Annotated in this window: 18 protein-coding genes; 7 read left to right on the top strand and 11 right to left on the bottom strand. The window is 69.2% G+C overall.

Annotated features, from left to right (window positions below):
- Positions 1-3 precede the first annotated feature (3 nt).
- The 3 genes from DNK52_RS14350 to DNK52_RS14340 all read right to left on the bottom strand — a co-directional run bounded on the left by DNK52_RS14350 (position 4) and on the right by DNK52_RS14340 (position 3312).
- A complete protein-coding gene (locus tag DNK52_RS14350; RefSeq protein ID WP_110241725.1) occupies positions 4-921 on the bottom strand; it encodes a glycosyltransferase family 2 protein in 918 nt (305 codons plus the stop codon).
- Positions 918-1865, bottom strand: a complete 948-nt coding sequence (locus DNK52_RS14345; RefSeq protein ID WP_239455660.1) for a glycosyltransferase family 2 protein — start codon at positions 1863-1865, stop codon at positions 918-920. The genes DNK52_RS14350 and DNK52_RS14345 overlap by 4 nt, the downstream gene beginning before the upstream one ends.
- A gap of 79 nt (positions 1866-1944) precedes the next feature.
- Positions 1945-3312, bottom strand: a complete 1368-nt coding sequence (locus DNK52_RS14340) for an LCP family protein (RefSeq protein ID WP_239455659.1) — start codon at positions 3310-3312, stop codon at positions 1945-1947.
- Positions 3313-3552: 240 nt separating this feature from the next.
- Here DNK52_RS14340 and DNK52_RS14335 point away from each other — a divergent pair, with 240 nt between their 5' ends.
- Both DNK52_RS14335 and DNK52_RS14330 read left to right on the top strand, forming a co-directional pair.
- On the top strand, positions 3553-4764 hold the full coding sequence (locus DNK52_RS14335) for an LCP family protein (protein WP_110241722.1): 1212 nt from the start codon (positions 3553-3555) through the stop codon (positions 4762-4764).
- Complete coding sequence (locus tag DNK52_RS14330; RefSeq protein WP_239455650.1) at positions 4761-5699, top strand: crotonase/enoyl-CoA hydratase family protein; 939 nt, start codon at positions 4761-4763, stop codon at positions 5697-5699. The genes DNK52_RS14335 and DNK52_RS14330 overlap by 4 nt, the downstream gene beginning before the upstream one ends.
- Positions 5700-5728: 29 nt before the next feature.
- On the opposite strand, the gene DNK52_RS14325 is transcribed toward DNK52_RS14330, so the two are convergent.
- The 5 genes from DNK52_RS14325 to DNK52_RS14305 all read right to left on the bottom strand — a co-directional run bounded on the left by DNK52_RS14325 (position 5729) and on the right by DNK52_RS14305 (position 10969).
- Positions 5729-6985: a Dyp-type peroxidase gene (locus DNK52_RS14325; protein WP_110241721.1), complete on the bottom strand. Its 1257-nt coding sequence runs from the start codon at positions 6983-6985 to the stop codon at positions 5729-5731.
- The gene (locus tag DNK52_RS14320; protein ID WP_239455648.1) at positions 6985-7569 is read right to left on the bottom strand and encodes a copper chaperone PCu(A)C; all 585 of its coding nucleotides are present in this window, start codon (positions 7567-7569) and stop codon (positions 6985-6987) included. The genes DNK52_RS14325 and DNK52_RS14320 overlap by 1 nt, the downstream gene beginning before the upstream one ends.
- Positions 7570-7660: 91 nt before the next feature.
- On the bottom strand, positions 7661-8416 hold the full coding sequence (locus DNK52_RS14315) for a hypothetical protein (RefSeq protein ID WP_162598792.1): 756 nt from the start codon (positions 8414-8416) through the stop codon (positions 7661-7663).
- A 130-nt stretch (positions 8417-8546) separates the two neighbouring features.
- Entirely contained in the window at positions 8547-9557 is a 1011-nt protein-coding gene (locus DNK52_RS14310) for a CNNM domain-containing protein (RefSeq protein ID WP_110241719.1), read from the bottom strand.
- Complete coding sequence (locus DNK52_RS14305; protein ID WP_110241718.1) at positions 9557-10969, bottom strand: hemolysin family protein; 1413 nt, start codon at positions 10967-10969, stop codon at positions 9557-9559. The genes DNK52_RS14310 and DNK52_RS14305 overlap by 1 nt, the downstream gene beginning before the upstream one ends.
- Before the next feature lie 295 nt (positions 10970-11264).
- On the opposite strand from DNK52_RS14305, the gene DNK52_RS14300 reads away from it, so the two are divergent.
- Positions 11265-11735, top strand: a complete 471-nt coding sequence (locus tag DNK52_RS14300) for a pyridoxamine 5'-phosphate oxidase family protein (RefSeq protein WP_110241717.1) — start codon at positions 11265-11267, stop codon at positions 11733-11735.
- A gap of 93 nt (positions 11736-11828) precedes the next feature.
- Here DNK52_RS14300 and DNK52_RS14295 read toward each other — a convergent pair whose 3' ends face one another.
- The gene (locus DNK52_RS14295) at positions 11829-13007 is read right to left on the bottom strand and encodes an acyl-CoA dehydrogenase family protein (protein ID WP_110241716.1); all 1179 of its coding nucleotides are present in this window, start codon (positions 13005-13007) and stop codon (positions 11829-11831) included.
- A 110-nt stretch (positions 13008-13117) separates the two neighbouring features.
- Between DNK52_RS14295 and DNK52_RS14290 the strand changes: the two genes are divergently transcribed.
- From DNK52_RS14290 to DNK52_RS14275, 4 genes are all read left to right on the top strand, one after another.
- On the top strand, positions 13118-13531 hold the full coding sequence (locus DNK52_RS14290) for a CoA-binding protein (protein WP_110241715.1): 414 nt from the start codon (positions 13118-13120) through the stop codon (positions 13529-13531).
- A gap of 1 nt (position 13532) precedes the next feature.
- A complete protein-coding gene (locus DNK52_RS14285; protein ID WP_110241714.1) occupies positions 13533-14321 on the top strand; it encodes an alpha/beta hydrolase in 789 nt (262 codons plus the stop codon).
- Positions 14322-14361: 40 nt separating this feature from the next.
- Positions 14362-14793 carry an alternative ribosome rescue aminoacyl-tRNA hydrolase ArfB gene (gene arfB / locus DNK52_RS14280; RefSeq protein ID WP_204163563.1) on the top strand — a complete coding sequence of 144 codons (432 nt, stop codon included), beginning with the start codon at positions 14362-14364 and terminating at the stop codon, positions 14791-14793.
- A gap of 164 nt (positions 14794-14957) precedes the next feature.
- Entirely contained in the window at positions 14958-15560 is a 603-nt protein-coding gene (locus DNK52_RS14275; protein ID WP_162598791.1) for a hypothetical protein, read from the top strand.
- A gap of 85 nt (positions 15561-15645) precedes the next feature.
- Here the strand turns inward: DNK52_RS14275 and purE are convergent, their stop codons facing one another.
- Together purE and DNK52_RS14265 are read right to left on the bottom strand one after the other, a co-directional pair.
- On the bottom strand, positions 15646-16173 hold the full coding sequence (gene purE / locus DNK52_RS14270) for a 5-(carboxyamino)imidazole ribonucleotide mutase (protein WP_275426158.1): 528 nt from the start codon (positions 16171-16173) through the stop codon (positions 15646-15648).
- Positions 16166-17323 carry a 5-(carboxyamino)imidazole ribonucleotide synthase gene (locus tag DNK52_RS14265; RefSeq protein ID WP_110241712.1) on the bottom strand — a complete coding sequence of 386 codons (1158 nt, stop codon included), beginning with the start codon at positions 17321-17323 and terminating at the stop codon, positions 16166-16168. The genes purE and DNK52_RS14265 overlap by 8 nt, the downstream gene beginning before the upstream one ends.

Below are 17323 nucleotides of genomic sequence, written 5' to 3'. Positions count from 1 at the left end.
ATTCTAGCGGCGTGGGACGTCAACGCTCGGCACCGCTCGCATCCCCCACGCGTCCTTCATGGCCCTGATCACGTTGCTGGCCTCCGCCCTCCCCCCGCGCAGGGGGCTCAGGACGATGACGGCCGCCGTGATCAGCAGGGGCTTGAGGCGTACGGCGATGTTGTTGCCGTGGCGCAGGTGGACCACGAAGAGGTTGCGGTACATGTAGTACCCCTTCCAGCCAGACAGGTCGTGCTGCTGGTTGAAGTCGAGCTGCCGTACGAGGACCGCGTCGCGCAGCGCCCAAATCGTACGGCCCGCCTTGCGAGCCCGTACGGCGTAGTCGACGTCGTCGTAGAAGATGAAGAAGGTCGGGTCCGGCAGACCGATCTCGTCGATCACGGAACGTCTCGCCATGAATCCCTCGAAGGCGACGTTCTCGACCGCCACCCGCGCCGGCATCTCGGCCCGGGTCGCGTACGTCGAGTCGACGCTGGCGGTCTTGGGCCGGATCGCCCACGGGCGGTCGAGGTCGAAGCGGATCGCCGACTTCTCGACCAGCTGACCGGCCAGGTCCTCGCGGACCACCATGAGGCAGTCCTCGTCGCTGGCCATCAGCACGGCGAGGCAGTCGGGGGCCGGAACCACGTCGTCGTCGACCAGCCAGATCCGGTCGAAGCCCTGCTCGTGGGCGGTCTTCATCCCGAGGTGGAAACCCCCCGCACCGCCGAGGTTGTCCGGCGAGGTGATGACGTGCAACGGGAGATCCGCGCGCGCGGCCAGGACCTCACCGGTGTGGTCACTGCTCGCGTTGTCGACGACGACGACCTGGTCGGGTCGTCGGGTCTGGGCCGCGAGTCCGTCGAGCATCCTGGTGAGGAGGTCGGCCCGGTTGTAGGTCACGATGACCACGGCGACGCTCTCCGCGTGCTGAGCGCTCATGCCAGGAACCTCCGGTGTCCGGTGAAGTCGCCGCGCAGGGCAGCTGCGAAGGCGGAGAAGCTCAACCGCAGCCGGGACGCGCTGGGGCGGGTGAGCGTGTAGAACCACACGGTCTTCACCACGAACGCGGCCGCGTGGAGGCTCGAGCGGTACTCGCGCAGGTTGAGCAGGTTGTTGCGCGCCATGCAGTAGTGCTTGAGGTCGCTGGGGCTGTGGTTGTAGGTCATCCGGCCACGGATCATGGGGGTGCCGAGGTCGCCGACCGACGGGTGTCGCACGACGGCGTCGGTCACCGTGGCGATCCGGGCCCCGGCCCGCTCGGCACGCAGGCGGTACTCGTGGTCGTCGCCCCAGATGAAGAGCTCGGCGCGCACCGAGCCGATCTTCTCCACCAGCTCCCGGGTGACCAGGACGCCGTTGAAGGGGATCACCACGTCACGGATCAGTCCGTCACGGGCGGCGGCACGCACGGCCGCCATGTCGTGCACGACGCTGGCGGTGCCGGGAAGGCGGATGGGGAAGACCAACCGCTCGGGGTCTGCCTCGTCCACGACGGCAGGACCCCAGAAGTCGAGCTCCCCGCGGTGGGCCAGCAGGCGGTCCAGGCAGTCGAGGTCGGGCATACCGTCGTCGTCCATCAGCCAGACCAGGTCGGCTCCGCGGTCGACCGCCTCGGTGAGGACCTCGTTGAAGCCACCGGCGCCGCCGCGGTTCTCACCCAACGTACGGCCGTGGACCGCAGTGCCCGGGAGTCCCACTTGCTGGGCGAGCCACTCGCCGGTGCCGTCACTCGACGCGTTGTCGATCACGAGGATCTCGGAGACCTGGTCGATCTCACGCAGCCGAGAAACGAGGGCCTGGAGCAGCGGAAGCCGGTTGAAGGTGACCACGCCGGCGATGATGCGGCCCGGTGTGGGGGCAGCGTCGTTCTCACCTGGGGTCACGGCGTACACCCTAGGTGCTGGTCGACCGCCCGACGGCACGGGAGTGATGTCGCGGCGCTCACGTCCCGATCCGTCGCTGTCAACAGACCTGGCCGACGTCCTCGGCGTCATTGGCCGCGTAGCCGGACTTCAGCGAACCCACGGAACCTCCCGTGACGGCGCTGCCCTGTCCTGCCTCGCTGCCGGTCTCGGTGCCTGCCTTCTTGCCCGTCTTCTTGGCCGGCGGCTTCTCCGAGCGGTCGATCGCCTTCTCGACGGCCCCCCGGGCCACCGCGATGTCGGGGTTGCCGGTGGAGACCAGGGGCGGAACCAGGGAGACGCTCGCCATCTTCTGGCTCTTCGCCTGCATCGCCAGGGAGATGAAGGTGTCGAACTCGCTCGAGGGCATGTTGGTGGAGAGCATGTCGGCGCCCGCTCCCATGATCTTCTGGAAGTTGAGCACCGCCCGTTGAGGGCTGAGTTGGGTCAGCATCGCGCTCATCACACACTTCTGCCGTGCCATCCGCGAGTAGTCGTCGGAGCCGTGTCTCGCCCGAGCGAACCACAACGTGTCGTGGCCGTCGAGCTTGCGGACGCCGGGCTCGATGTAGGTGAAGAAGGAGTCGTGCGGAAGGCCGACAGGGATCCGGTCGCGTACGTTCAGCTCCACCCCACCGAAGGCGTCGACCAGCTTGCGGAAGCCCTTCATGTTCACCAACGCCCAGTAACCGATCTCCAGACCTGTGATGCCTTCGACCGCCTGGACCGTGGCGCTCATGCCGGGCGTCTCGTCGTCACCGAAGAGGTCGGTGTGATCCATCGCCCACGTGCTGACGCCGTTCAGCATGCAGCCCTCGCAGTCGAAGCCACCGGGGAACTGCTCGTCCATCACCGAGCCGTCACGGAACGGGAAGTTGGCCATGTTGCGCGGCAGCCCGATCAGCACGGTCCTGCCCGTGCGGGCATCGATGCTGGCCACGGTGAGCGAATCGGGGCGCAGGCCGTTGCGTCCTGCTCCCGAGTCGCCGCCGGCGAGCAGCACGTTGAACCGACCGTCCTTGGCCCCCTGCACCTCACCGCTGCCGGCCACGGAGATCAGGAAACCGCGCTGCACTCCGACGACGTGCGCTCCGAAGAGGAGGACGGCCGTCACCGTGAGCAGCACCCCTGCGTTGACCCCCACCGCAGCCAGTCGGTGGTTCTTGAGCAGCGACAACGGTTGGCCGAGTCGCCAGACGTCGAAGAAGAGGTAGGCCCAGCCGATCGCCATCGCGATCAGGACCGTGCGCAGCGCGCCGAGCAGGAAGGTGTTGGTCGCCACCTTCAGACCCAGCACGGGCCACATCCACACCAGGGCGGCAGCGAGGAGGGCCACGGCCAACGTCAGGATCCAGATCCGCATCGCGATGCGACCGACGCGCTTGTTGCCCACCACCAGCTGCGCTGATCCCGGAAGGCCGAGTGTCATCAGCACCAGCGTGACCGCACGCCGGAACCGCACGCGGGCGGCCCGGTCGGGCACACCCATCGGAGCGGGCGGTGGGGGTGTCGGGTGCGACAACATCGGAACTCTCAGTGGGGGGAAGTGAACTGAGGACCAGTATCACCAGTCACAGGGGCCCCAACCCGGCAGCACGTACGGCGTGTCCGCCCCGCAGCAGCGACGACATCGCACGGGTGCCGACCGCCCAGCGGGTAGTTTGCCCTCATGTCACACAAGCGACCCGGCTCCGGCGGACCCGAGGAGGGCACCCCCGAGTACCAGTGGCTGTACGGCGACGGCGGCCAGGGACGAGAAGGGCCCGAGGCGACCAGGATCGTCCCGACCAGCCCGGCCGGGGCAGCCCACCCGGCCAGGTCGACGGACCCGGCAGCGCGCGGACGCTGGGACGAGCCGGCCTCCGAGCCCTGGTCCGACGATCCGGCACCGCTCCCCCAACGCAGCCAGCGACGTCCGAAGTCGCCGCGAAGGTCGCGACGCCGGGGTTTCAAGGTCGTACGTCTGCTCCTCCTGCTCTGGCTCGTCTTCCTGCTCGCCGTGCCCGTCATCGCCTGGTCGAAGATCAACAAGGTCGAGGCGTTCGACGGCGGCCGGCCGGTCTGGCAGCCGGGCACGACGTACCTGTTGGTCGGCAGTGACTCCCGCGCCGACCTCACCCGCAAGGAGCGCCGCGAACTGGGCACCGGCAACGCCACGAGCAAGTTGACCGACACCATCATGCTCATGCACGTCGGCTCCGGACCCACCGTCCTGATGTCCATCCCGCGCGACTCACTGGTCGACATCCCGGGTCACGGTCGGAGCAAGATCAACAGCGCCTACGGCCGGGGTGGCCCTTCCCTGGTGGTCGACACGGTGGAGAAGAACACCGGCCTGAAGGTCGACCACTACGTCGAGATCGGTCTCGGGGGCATGGTCAAGCTGGTCGACGCCGTGGGCGGCATCGAGATCTGTCCCAAGAAGGCGATGAAGGACAAGGACGCCAACCTCGACATCGAGGCCGGCTGCCAGGAGGCGGACGGCAAGACCGCACTGGGTTACGCCCGCTCCCGCAAGACCTACAAGCAGCTCGGCGACGTCGACCGAGCCCGCGCGCAGCGCGAGGTGGTGGCGGCGGTGGGGTCGGAGGCCATCTCCCCCTGGACCGTCATCAATCCGTGGCGCTACTGGTCCCTGGCCACCGCAGCGGCTGAGTCGTTCACGATCAGCGAGGGCAGCGGCCCCTTGGCCATCGGCCGGTTCGCCCTGGCGATGACCCCGATCGGCGGCAAGGACTCCCTCAACTGCGGCGTCCCGATCCGCGACCTCCAGGTCAACTGGGACGAGGAGCGGTCGAAGAAGTTGTTCGCCCACCTCCGCGCCAACGACACCGCGAGCATCCCGAAGAGTCTCTGCACCCAGTCCGGCCTCGAGGAATGAGCACCGACGTGAACCACACCGAGCACACCGACGGGACCGACCCCATGACGTACGAGACCCTCAGCGTCGAGGTCAACGAGCACGGCGTGGCACTGCTGCACCTGAACCGGCCCGCCGCGCTCAACTCCTTCACCGTGACCATGGCCCGGGAGTTGGAGCACTTCTTCACCGCAGCCGCTCTGGACGACGCCGTCCGCGCGGTCGTCGTGACCGGTTCGGGACGTGCCTTCTGTGCCGGCATGGATCTCACGGGCAGCAGCACCGAGGGCGACAACGTCTTCGGTCTCGACGAGTCGTTCGACCCCACCCCCGAGGCGCTGGCCGAACACTTCGACGACCCGGCCTGGGACGAAGGCGTACGCGACACCGGCGGCAAGGTCAGTCTCGCGATCCATGCCTGTCCCAAGCCCGTGATCGCCGCGATCAACGGCGCCGCCGTGGGGATCGGCGCTACCATGACCGCCGCCATGGACATCCGGATGGCCGCCCGGGGCGCCCGGATCGGGTTCGTCTTCGGCCGCCTCGGCATCGTCCCCGAAGCCTGCTCGTCGTGGTTCCTGCCACGCATCGTGGGTGTCCAGCAGACCTTGGAGTGGGTCTGGTCGGCCGAGGTCCTGAGCGCCGAGCAGGCGCTGGAGGGCGGGTTCCTGCGGTCGCTGCACGCCCCTGACACACTCGTCGCGGACGCGCTGGAGCTGGCCCGTACGTTCGTCGAGGGGCGCTCGGCGGTGGCCGTGGCCCTGGCCAAGCAGCTCGTGTGGGCCGGCGTCGGTGCGGAACACCCGCTGCAGGCGCACCTTGCCGACAGCATCGCGATGTTCCACACCAGCACCGGCGACGGGAAGGAGGGCGTGGCCGCCTTCCTGGAGAAGCGCGCACCCCGCTTCACCGGACGCGCTTCCCAGGCGCCGAGGATCTTCCCCGACTCAGACTGAAGAGACCCCGCTCCGGTGAAGGCGGGCCCTCAGCCGTCCAGCACGCCCTGCCCGAGCCACTCCCCGCGAGCAAATCCGGGGAGCACTGCGAACTCCGCCGACCCCACCGCGGTCGTCCACTCATTCAACTCATCGCCCTCGTCGAGCATGCGTTGGATCGGCACGAACTGGTCGCTGAGGTCGCGCTGGTAGCTCTGGAAGAGGAGCCCGGCCTCCATCTCGGAGCCGGTGGAGACCTCGTAGTTGGCGGCCTTCCGGAAGATCCGCCGCCCACCGTTGGTCGACGGGTGCGACCGGCGTACGTGGGACAGCGGGGCCACCACGAAGCGACCACCGTCGCGGGCCGAGAGCACCACGTCGTCCAGCTCGCGACCGCCCGTGAGCGGGGCGCCGGTGGCGAGGTCGCGCCCCATGGACCCCTCCTGCTCGCTGCGGGTGAGCTCGTCCCAGGTCGGCAGGTCCATCCTGATGCGTCGCACCACGAGCGTGGTCCCGCCCTGCCACACCCCGTCGCTGATCCAGACGGTCTGGTCGAAGAGGTCGGTGCCGGGCTGTGGGTTGCCCGACCCGTCGACCTGACCGAAGAGGTTGCGACCCGTGATCGGGCGGCCCTGGGGGTCGTACGGGTTCCAGCTCCCACTCTGGCGCCACCGCAACTGCGCGAAAGGGCGGGCGTCGGCGACCAACCGGCGTACGGCGTGGCCCACCGTACTGCCCTCGCGACCCGAGACCACCAGCACCAGGTCTCCCCCGCTCCAGCTCTTCTCCAGCCGGTCGTGGGTCATGGCGGGCACCTCGGCGAAGCCTGCGGGTGCAGGCAGATCCCATGCCCCGGCGAAGAGGCGCGGCCCGAACCCCACGGTGACGCTCAGGTCGGCGTCCGCGCTCGCCAACCACGGAGCGGTGTCGCCGGGGGTGCCCTTGCCCTGGGTGAGGGCCTCGATGTCGGAGGTCCACACCCGCAGCAGCCGTCCGAGCAGGTCCCGGTCGCCGGCTCGGTGATGACGGGCATGGAGGTCGAGGGAGACCAACTCGGTGACGGCACCGGGGTGCGCCGCCACTCCCGGCTGGTGCCTCCCCCACGGCGAGATGGTGCGACCCAGACCGGTCGGCGCCGTGGTCGAGTCAGCGCCGGGCGACGCGGTGTCGTCGAGCGCGCGAGCACCCGTGACCCCGGCGCCGACCCCGACCGCCGTCCCGACGGCAGCCGTGCCGACGTAGCCCAACAGGGAGCGCCGACCGATCGAGGGCCGACCGATGGTGGGCCGACTGGTCGAGGCAGGCATCAGTGCCCGTGCTCCTCAGTGCCCGGGGCGTGGTAGTGCCCCTCCTCCTCGGTGAACTCCTTGACCGGTGCCGTGACCTCGACCTCGGAACCGTCGGAGAGGGTCAAGATGAGGGTGACCTCGTCACCGGCAGCCAACTCCTCGCGCAGGTCCATCAACATCACGTGCATCCCACCGGGCTGGAGCAGTTGTCCCTTGCCGGCGGCGACCTCGATGCCACCCTCCATCCGCGTCATCACGGACTTGCCGTCGGTCATGACCATGTCGTGCAGCTCGACGGTCCCGGCGACTTCGCTGCTGGCCCCGGTGACCGTGACATCGCTGGCGCCCTGGTTGTCCAGGACCATGAAGGCCGCAGACATCGAGGTGTCCTCCGCGCCTTCGGTCGCCCGCACCCACGGGTCCTCGACGACGATGGACGCGCTGGGCGTCACATCACTCTGGAGGTCCGTCCGGGGAGCCTCCTCCTCGCTGCCGCAGGCGCTCAACGCAGCGGCGAGCACCAGGCTGAGCGCGGCCAGGCCCAGCCGGGCGCGGCTGCGAGCGTGTGGGACAGGAGTGGGTACTGCAATGAGGTGCTTCATGTGTTTTCCTCGCAAGTCGTGGTGGCATGACGGGCAGCCGGACCATCGGTCCGGCCGCGGGACAGCCCTCCCGGCTCCTGTACGGGTCGGGTCAGGCTGCGAGTGCCATCGGCGGACCGCGGTGACTCAGGACCCGGCGGTCGAGCAACGCAGGGGTGAGGACCGGCGTACCCGGCGCGCGCAGCAGGCCCGCACGCAGAGCGACTCCGCGACGTGCACAGGCCGATGCCAGCAGCAGTTGCCAGGCGCAGAGACGGACCCGGGTCCGTGCCGCGACCAGCAGCAGCAGACGCCACAGCGCGCGCTCACCCACCGCCAGGAAGAGCCCCAGCGCGATCGCACCGCCCAGGTGGGCGAGGACCATCCCCGGCCCCTGGGCGGTGAAGTGGTCGATCTGGTGGGCCAGCCAGTCGTCGCCCCGCCCAGCGGGCAGGGTCGCGACGAGGGCCTCGTACTGGTCGTGGAAGCGCTCGGGACGCCCGGTGGTAGAGCCAGTGGTCCAGCCGGTGGTAGAGCCGGTGACGACGGGCGCTGGTGCGGCGTCCAGCGCGCCGTCTCCGCGGTGCCCGGCCAGGGCCGAGAGGGCAGTGTGCACCCCCGTCTGGGCCCCCAGGACCAGCAGGATCAGTCGGAGCGAGCTCGCGCGACCGAGGAGGAAGGCAGCGGAGCCCAGCACACAGACCACCCACAGGGCGGTCAGCGAACCGGCGCCCGGAAGACGACCGTCACCCAGGGCGTGGGAGAGGACCCCGGTGGCGAGACCGACGCTGCCGAGCAACAAGGCACGCCCCCACACCAACGAGGGCGTGGGGGTCACACTCAACTCACGAGGAGCGTGGTTGGCCACGGTCCCATCCTAGGTCTCCTACGTTCGCAGGGCGTACGGACCTGCGGCCCCGGCGTCCAGCGCGACGATGCGGTCACCGAATGGCAGGAGCGCCAGCCCGAACCAGATCAGGTTGCCGAGGAGCCGCATCTCAACTTGCCTGTTCGGTGATCGGGAAGAGTCCCTTGAGCAGGTCCGCCATCGTGACCACACCCACCGCCCTGTCACCGTCGGCCACCAGGACCAGGTGGGAGCTCGTACGGCGCATGTGCGCGAGCGCGTCATACACCTTGAGGTCGGCGGCCAGGTGCTCCACCGGCCTCAGCACGTGGGCCAGGCCCTCGTCCGGAGCGCTGGTCAGGGTGTCGCGTACGTGCACCATGCCGCGGATGCCCTGCGCGCCACCCACCAGGATCCGCAGGTGGCCCGAGGCCAGCGACGTGGCCTGGACCTCCGCCACGCTGGCCTCCGACGACACTGCGGTCAGACGACCCTGACGGACGATGTCCCCCAAGGTGAGCTTCTCCAGTGCGAGGGCCCCGCTGAGCTGGGAGTAGTACCGCTGGTCGAGGGACCCGACCTCGGCCGAGTGCTCGACCAGGACCCGCAGGCCGTCAGGGTTCTGCCCCGCCTCGATGTCGTCGGTGGCTTCGACCCCCACCTTGCGCAGGCACCAGTTGGCGGTGCTGTTGAGACCGCGCAACAGGGGCCGGGTGAGCCACATGAAGGCCCGCATCGGCAACGCCAGCACCGTGGCAGCCGTCTCCGGGTGGGCGATGGCCCAGGACTTCGGAGCCATCTCACCGACCACGAGGTGCAGGAAGGTGACGATGAGCAGCGCGAGCACGAATCCAGACGCGTCGGCGAGCCACAGGGCGACTCCCCAGGTCTCGAAGAGCGGGGTGAGCCAGTGGTGCACGGCAGGCTTGGTGATGGCGCCCAGAGCCAGGGTGCAGACGGTGATGCCGAGTTGGGACCCGGCGAGCAGAAGCGTGAGCTCGCCCGAACTGCGCAGGGCAGCTCGCGCCGAGCGGCTCGACGCCGCCTTCTCCTCCAACCGGTTGCGGCGGGCGGAGATCAGCGCGAACTCCACCGCCACGAAGAAGGCGGACAGGGCAATGATGAGCACGGTGAGGACAGCGATGACCCAGGGGCTTCCCATCACGCACCTCCTTCTTCGTCATGGTCAGGACTGACAGCGGCAGTGCCTGCACCGGGCGGGCGAGGATCGTCGCCGTGGATGAGGGTGAGGCGGATGTGTCCCGGAACGTGGCCGTCGAGGTCGACGACCTCCATCTCGACGGCAGTCACCCCGGGGTCCTCCCCGGGCAGCAGCCCGAGATCCTCCCCGAGATCGATGTGGACCACGGTCCCCACCACTGGCAGGCGCCCGTGCAGGGCAATGACCAGTCCGGCCAGCGTCTCGAAGTCTCCTTCGGGCAGGTCCCGGTCCATGGCCCGCGCGACCTCGTCGACGGGGGTGGCGCCGGAGACCGTCCAGGTCCCGTCGGCTGCGGCGACCGCCTGCAGTTCGGCGGCGTCCGAGTCGTGTTCGTCGGTGATCTCGCCGACGAGTTCCTCGGCCAGGTCCTCGATGGTGAGCACGCCGGCGAAGCCTCCGTACTCGTCCAGCACGCAGGCCATCTGCTGCTTCGTCCGGGCGAACTCCTGGACGGCCTCCGGCAGCTTCATCTGGGTCGGCATGAACAGGGCAGGACGCGCGAGGTCACCGGTGGTGAGGCTCTCGTCGGTGGCCTTGAGCAGGTCGATCAGGTCGACCACCCCGACGATGTGGTCCTCGTCGTCCAACAACGGGTAGCGGGAGTGTCCCCCGGCCATTTCGCGACGCAACTCGTCCAGAGTCACCTCAGGGCCCAGGGTGTCGACGTGGAAGCGCGGGATCATCGCGTGGTCCACGGTCTCGTCGGGGAAGTCGAGGATGCGGTCCAGCAGCAACGACAGACCAGCAGGCAGGTCACCGGAGTCGCGGGAGCGGGCCACGATGGACTCCAGGTCGCGCGGGGTGGCCGAGTGCTCGACGTCGTGCACGGGTTCGATCCCGAGGAGTTTGAGGAGCACGTTGGAGGACTGGTCGAAGATCCAGATCAGCCAGCCGAAGAGCTTGAGGTAGATGATCGTCGAGCGGGCCATCCATCGGGCCACGGGCTCGGGCCGGCTGATCGCGAGGTTCTTCGGGAAGAGCTCACCGAAGACCATCTGGACGCCCGTGGACAGGGCGAGCGCGAGAATGGTTCCGACCGCGACGCCGACGGCGGTCGGCACGCCGATCCCGCCGAGCATGACGCCCAGCGACTGGCCGACGAGCGGCTCTGCCACGTAACCGACGAGAAGCCCGGTGACGGTGATGCCCAGTTGGGCTCCCGAGAGCATGAAGGAGGTGCGTCGGGTGACCGACAGTGCACGCTCGGCGACCGGGTCACCGGCCGCGGCGGCGGCTCCCAGACGGGAGCGGTCGACCGCCATGTAGGCGAACTCCTGGGCGACGAAGTAGGCCGTCAGTGCGGTGATCGCGAGGATCACCACGAGTCCGAGGAGAAGTTGCAGGAAGATCATGCGCCGCACCTGCCGAAGAGTTCGGTCGAGGTGGGGCGGAAGTGCGTCGGCGACGAGCCGGACAGGAGCACGGGCAACGGCCCGCGACTATCAGGAGGTTCCATTTCTCTTCTCTGGTGAGGGGGCGTCTGGTGACGCAACGAGTCAAGAATACGGGGAGTTCCCACGGGTCGGTGAAATGGTGGCCCCACCTCGACAGGGACGGGTGCCCCGCCTGTGCGGTGACCCGGGCGTGAGGTCGGGTCGCATTGGGTAGGGGGTGTTGGACCGCACTCCACGACACGAACGAGGGACCATGACTGACGACACCGAGGCCAAGGCCGCCCTGCGCGAGCGGGTCGACGGACAGCGCTTCGTGATGATGACCACCGCGACGGCTGACGGGACATTGACCAGCCGCCCGATGACGGTGCAGGAGTTCGACGGTTGGACCCTGCGCTTCATCACCCAGGACAGCAACGCCGTCACCGCGGAGAGCGAGGGCAAGCAGGTGAACCTCGCCATGATGGACGGCGGCAACTACGTGTCGCTCTCCGGCACCGGTCGTGTCTCGCGCGACGTCCAGCAGAAGCGCGAGCTCTGGGATCGGCTCAACGAGGCGTACGCCGGAGAGCCCGAGGACCCCGACAACGTCATTCTCGACGTGCATGTCGACGAAGGCGAGTACTGGGACGGCGGCAACCCCATCGCCCGGGTCGTCGGACTGGCCAAGGCGGCGATCACGGGTGAGCGTCCGTCGGGCAAGCACGACTCCGTCGACATCTGAGGCACCGCGCGCCCCGCTCGTACAGACGCCGACGGGCGGACAGTCAGCTGACTGTCCGCCCGTCGCTGGCGTCCGGGAGGACGCGGGGCTGGCTCAGAGCTCCGACTGGACTCCGGCGAGGAGCTGACGGGCCATCACGATGCGCTGCACCTGGTTGGTGCCTTCGTAGATCTGGGTGATCTTGGCGTCGCGCATCATCCGCTCGACCGGGTAGTCACGGGTGAAGCCGTAGCCACCGAGCACCTGCACGGCGTTGGTGGTGACCTCCATGGCCACGTCGGAGGCGAAGCACTTGGCCGCAGCACCGAAGAAGGTGAGGTCGGAGTCGCCGCGCTCGGAACGGCCGGCGGCGGCGTACGTCATCTGACGCGCGGCCTCCACCTTCATGCCCATGTCGGCGAGCATGAACTGCAACCCCTGGAATTCAGCGATCGACTTGTTGAACTGCTTGCGCTCCTTGGCGTACTCGAGCGCGTAGTCGAGTGCGCCCTGCGCGACACCGACGGCCTGGGCGGCGATCGTGACGCGGGTGTGGTCGAGGGTCTTCATCGCGGTCGCGAAGCCAGTGCCCTCGGCGCCGATCATGCGGTCGGCGGGGATGCGTACGTTGTCGAGGTAGACCTCGCGGGTCGGCGAGCCCTTGATGCCGAGCTTCTTCTCGGGGGCGCCGAACGAGACACCCTCGTCGGACTTCTCCACGACGAACGCAGAGATGCCGCCGCGCGTCTTCTTCTCCACGTCGGTGACGGCCAGGACGGTGTAGTACTCGGACTCACCGGCGTTGGTGATCCAGCGCTTCACACCGTTGAGCACCCAGTGGTCACCGTCGCGCACTGCGCGAGTCTTCATGCCCCCGGCGTCAGAACCGGCGTCGGGCTCGGAGAGGCAGTAGGAGAAACCACCCTCGCCGGCTGCCAGCTTGCCGAGGTACTTGGCCTTCAACTCCTCGGAGCCGGCGATCTGGACCGGCAGGGAGCCAAGCTTGTTCACGGCCGGGATCAGCGAGGAGGAGACGCACGCACGAGCGATCTCCTCGATCACGATGACGGTGGCCAGCGCGTCGGCGCCGGCACCGCCGTAGGCCTCCGGGACGTGGGGTGCGTGGAAGTCCGCGGCCAGCAGCGCGTCGGCCGCCTCCTGCGGGTAGCGCGCCTGCTCGTCGACGTCAGCGGCGTACGGGGCGATCTTGGCGTCCGTCAACGCACGGATGGCCTCGCGGATCGCGCGGTGCTCCTCGGAGAGCTGGTACAGGTCGAAGTCAGGGTTGCTCATTCGCATCTCTCATCGGGTCAGAATGGGACTGAATACCAATCTTACGGTACTGAGTACCATTCGCCTCTCTGACATCGGTCGTCCGCCTTCTCACGCGCTAGATTCAGGCCATGACCGTCCCGTGGCACGACCAGTCAGACATCGACTTCATGCTCGACGAGGCCAAGACCTGGGCGGTCGTGGGTCTCTCCGACAACCGCGAGCGGGTCGCGTACGAGATTGCCTCGCTCCTGCAGAGTCGCGGCAAGCGGATCGTGCCGGTGCACCCCAAGGCGGAGACGGTGCTCGGCGAGCCGGGGTACGCCTCCCTGGCCGACATCCCGTTCGAGGTCGACGTGGTGGACGTCTTCGTACGCTCCGAGCTCGCGGGCCCGGTGGTCGACGAGGCGGTGGCGATCGGCGCGAAGGGGGTCTGGCTCCAGCTGGGCGTCCTGGACCAGGACGCGTGGCAGCGCGCCACCGAGGCCGGCGTCCGTACGGTGATGGACACCTGCCCCGCCATCGAGTGGCGCAAGCAGCGCTGACGTGGGCCGTCGTCTGTGGGTAGCAGCGATCCTGGTCGGGCTGCTGGCGGTGGTGACTGCGGTCGCAGCCCCGCTCGTGCTCGATCGGTGGCGTGGGGACGCCACGTCCTCCGCCGATGCCCATCTGAGCGACCAGTGCCGCGAGGTGCCGACCAGCGCCAGCCGGGTCACCCTGACGGCCGCGGACGGACGCCGCTTGGGGGCCGCGTCGGTGGGTGACGCCGACGCGACGACGACTGTCGTCGTGCGGCACGGCGCGTCGCAGACCCTGTGCAACTGGCTCGACTGGGCCGAGGAGGTCGCAGACGAGCAGGGCGTGCGGGTGCTTCTCTTCGACCGTCGCGGTGAGGGATCCTCGCCCGGCGATCCCGGGCTGGCCTCCGAGCCCGACGACCTGGTCGCCGCAGTCACGCTTGCGCGGCAAGAGGGTGCCGAGGAGATCGTGCTGGTCGCTTCCTCGATGGGCAACTCCGTGGCGTTCTCCGCCCTGCCTGCCCTCGAGGCGGAGGGCCAACCGGTCTGCGCGGTCATCTCGATCTCGCCGGTGCTCGCCTCCGGGCCACTCGACGCACGATCGCCCGCTCCCCTGCCGGCAACCACCTGGGTCACCTGGGAATCACGCAACACCGGCATCGCCGGGACCGCCGAGCAACTGCTCGCCGACGCCGAGCACCAGGGCGTACGCTCCCGGTCCCTGCCGGTGGAGACCGACGACCACAGTCTGGCCCTGGTGAAGAACCACGACGAGGTGCGCTCCTTCGTCGCCGAGGGCGTCGGTTCCTGTGCCTGAGCCCGGGAGATCCTCGAACGCACCGGGAGGTGACCTCACCGTGCCTGCCGGCCCCGGCATTCCAGCTGGACTGGTGGTCCCCGCCGCCGAGCTGACCGAGCGTTTCTCCCGCTCCCCCGGCCCGGGTGGCCAGTCGGTGAACACCACCGACACCCGGGTCGAGCTGGTCTTCGACGTCGTCTCCTCCCCCACGTTGACCGAGGCGCAGCGCAGCCGCGTCGTCGCGCACCTGGGTGATCGGCTGACCGATGGCGCCGTCGTGGTGACCGCATCCGAGCACCGCGGCCAGCACCGCAACCGGGTCGCTGCCCGGGAGCGTCTCGCCGACCTGCTCCGCGATGCACTGGCTCCCCCGCCTCCACCACGGCGTGCAACCAAGCCGACCCGTGGCTCACAACGTCGCCGCCTGGAAGGCAAGAAGCAGCGTGGGCAGACGAAGTCCCTGCGCGGACGCGTACGCGGCGACGAATGACCCAGCCCGCCACGTCACCAGCGGCGGGGCGTTTCCGGGCAGATTGGGCAACCACCATCAACACGGTGAGCAAGATGTGGGGAACCCAGGGCTGACGTGCGCTCGTTGTGTGAAGCCATTGCTACGGCGGCTGCTCCCGCACGAAACCATGGAATGCTCCAGCCATGTCCGATCAACCGCGTCCCGAAACCGGGATCCCTGGCGCGAATACAGCCCTTGAGGATCCCAGGCCTACACGCGGTCGGCGGCGTTCGCCCCAGCTTGTCCTCTCCTGCGCCGGTGCCGCTTGCCTACTGTCGTCCTGGTTCGGACTTCTCCTGGTGGTTCGCGGCCTCGTCGTCCCCCTCCCCCTTCTGGCGATGTTCCTCATCGCCGCCGCGCTGACGCTCGCCCGGTGCCGGCCCATTCCCCGCAAGACTGAACGGCGCGTCATTGCGGCCGTCGGTGTGCTGACCCTTGTTGCGGCAGCGCCCAGCGTCGCCGGGGCAGTCGTCGGCATCACCACGTACGAGCTTCACCCCTCAGCCTCTCCGCAGGACTGCAGGGTCGTCGTCGAAGAACACCACTTCTTCTGGACGAGCGGTGGCGAGTTCCACGTTCTCCGCGGGGAGACGGGGATCGCACGCCGGGTGGCCGAATTCGTGACCGACGACGGCGAGGTCCCCTTCACGGACGGCACGGCGGACCTGACCTGGTACGGCGAAGAGGCGTCGGTCAGCGGGCCACTACGGCACCCACGCGACGAGGAGATCGACGTCCACTGCTGACTTCAGGCACGAAGGGCCCCGACGGCGTCAAGTGACCCTCGGTCAGCGTCGCCACGCACCGAGCGCGGCAACGAGTCACGCAGACTCAGAAGCCGACCTTCGGCTTCCCGTGCGCGGAGTCGCGTACGACCTTGCCCTTGGCGTGCGCCGCATCGCGCAGGGAGGACTGGAAGTCGACCATCTTCGCGGTGAGTTCGGCGTCGCCGGCAGCCAGGATGCGTACGGCCAGCAGGCCCGCGTTGCGAGCGTTGCCGATCGAGACTGTGGCCACCGGGACACCGGCAGGCATCTGGACGATCGAGAGCAGCGAGTCCATCCCGTCGAGGTGCTTGAGCGGGACCGGCACACCGATCACGGGCAGCGGGGTGAGCGCGGCAAGCATGCCGGGCAGGTGCGCTGCGCCGCCGGCGCCGGCGATGATGACCTCGAGCCCGCGCCCGTGGGCGTCGCGACCGTAGGCCAACATCTCCTCGGGCATCCGGTGGGCGGAGACCACGTCTGCCTCGTAGGCGATGTCGAACTCCGCCAGGGCCTCGGCGGCCGCCTGCATGACGGGCCAGTCGGAGTCCGACCCCATCACGATGCCGACGCGCGGGCTGCTGTGGTCACTCACTGTGGTCTCCCAGGTCTCCGCGGAACCAGGCCGCCGCGTGGCGGGCCCGCTCCAGGGTGTCGTCGAGGTCGTCGCCGAAGGCGTTGACGTGCCCGACCTTGCGACCGGGCCTCCAGTCCTTGCCGTACAGGTGCACCTTGAGGTGCGGGTCGCGGGCCATCACGTGCGGGAAGCCGTCGTAGAGCCGTCCGGCGTCATGGGGACCGCCGAGGATGTTGACCATCACGGTCCACTTCGCTCGCGGCGACGGCGACCCCAGTGGCAGGTCCATGACGGCACGCAGATGGTTCTCGAACTGTGAGGTCACCGCGCCGTCCTGGGTCCAGTGACCGGTGTTGTGCGGGCGCATCGCGAGCTCGTTGACGAGCACCCGGCCGTCGCTGGTCTCGAAGAGCTCGACGGCGAGGATGCCGGTCACGTCCAACTCTCCGGCGATGCGCAGCGCGATCTGCTGGGCGCTGCCGGCGAGCTCGGGGTCGAGGTCGGGGGCCGGGGCGATGACCTCGGCACAGACGCCGTCCACCTGCGTGGAGGCGACGACGGGGTAGGCGGCTGCCTGCCCGCTGGGCGAACGCGCGACGAGGGCGGAGAGCTCACGCTTGAAGTCGACGAGCTCCTCGGCGAGCACCTCCACGCCGGCCAGCCGCGCCGCCTCGAAGGCCGCTTCGGCCTCGGCGGACGTACGCACCACCCAGACGCCCTTGCCGTCGTACCCGCCGCGGGTGGTCTTGAGCACGCACGGGAAGCCGAACGCCTCGACCTGGGCGAGGTCGGTGACGATCGCGTTGCGCGGGCAGGGCACGCCGATCTCGGCCAGTCTGGCCCGCATCACGCCCTTGTCCTGCGCGTGCACGAGGGCGTCCGGCCCGGGGCGTACGGCGATCCCGTCAGCAGCCAGCGCGTGCAGGTGGGCGGTGGGCACGTGCTCGTGGTCGAAGGTGACCACGCTGCATCCCGCGGTGACCCGGCGCAGGTCATCGAGGTCGCGATGGTCTCCGACCTGGTGGTCGACGATGACCTGGGCGGCGGAGACCCCCTCGGCCTCGGCGAGCAGGCGCAGCGGCAGGCCCAGGGCGATGGCAGGCTGCGCCATCATCCGGGCCAACTGTCCGCCGCCGATGACGGCCAGGGTGGGAGCGAGCGCAGGCAC

It is taken from the genome of Nocardioides gilvus (assembly GCF_003194605.1).
In the GTDB taxonomy this organism is placed as follows: domain Bacteria; phylum Actinomycetota; class Actinomycetes; order Propionibacteriales; family Nocardioidaceae; genus Nocardioides; species Nocardioides gilvus.
This window is presented reverse-complemented; position numbering and strand designations above follow the sequence as displayed.

Coding starts and splice junctions, on each gene's coding strand:
- DNK52_RS14350 (WP_110241725.1), bottom strand. CDS start 921: ATGAGCGCTCAGCACGCGGAGAGCGTCGCCGTGGTCATCGTGACCTAC.
- DNK52_RS14340 (WP_239455659.1), bottom strand. CDS start 3,312: ATGACACTCGGCCTTCCGGGATCAGCGCAGCTGGTGGTGGGCAACAAG.
- DNK52_RS14335 (WP_110241722.1), top strand. CDS start 3,553: ATGTCACACAAGCGACCCGGCTCCGGCGGACCCGAGGAGGGCACCCCC.
- DNK52_RS14330 (WP_239455650.1), top strand. CDS start 4,761: ATGAGCACCGACGTGAACCACACCGAGCACACCGACGGGACCGACCCC.
- DNK52_RS14325 (WP_110241721.1), bottom strand. CDS start 6,985: ATGCCTGCCTCGACCAGTCGGCCCACCATCGGTCGGCCCTCGATCGGT.
- DNK52_RS14320 (WP_239455648.1), bottom strand. CDS start 7,569: ATGAAGCACCTCATTGCAGTACCCACTCCTGTCCCACACGCTCGCAGC.
- DNK52_RS14310 (WP_110241719.1), bottom strand. CDS start 9,557: ATGGGAAGCCCCTGGGTCATCGCTGTCCTCACCGTGCTCATCATTGCC.
- DNK52_RS14305 (WP_110241718.1), bottom strand. CDS start 10,969: ATGATCTTCCTGCAACTTCTCCTCGGACTCGTGGTGATCCTCGCGATC.
- DNK52_RS14300 (WP_110241717.1), top strand. CDS start 11,265: ATGACTGACGACACCGAGGCCAAGGCCGCCCTGCGCGAGCGGGTCGAC.
- DNK52_RS14295 (WP_110241716.1), bottom strand. CDS start 13,007: ATGAGCAACCCTGACTTCGACCTGTACCAGCTCTCCGAGGAGCACCGC.
- DNK52_RS14290 (WP_110241715.1), top strand. CDS start 13,118: ATGACCGTCCCGTGGCACGACCAGTCAGACATCGACTTCATGCTCGAC.
- DNK52_RS14275 (WP_162598791.1), top strand. CDS start 14,958: ATGTCCGATCAACCGCGTCCCGAAACCGGGATCCCTGGCGCGAATACA.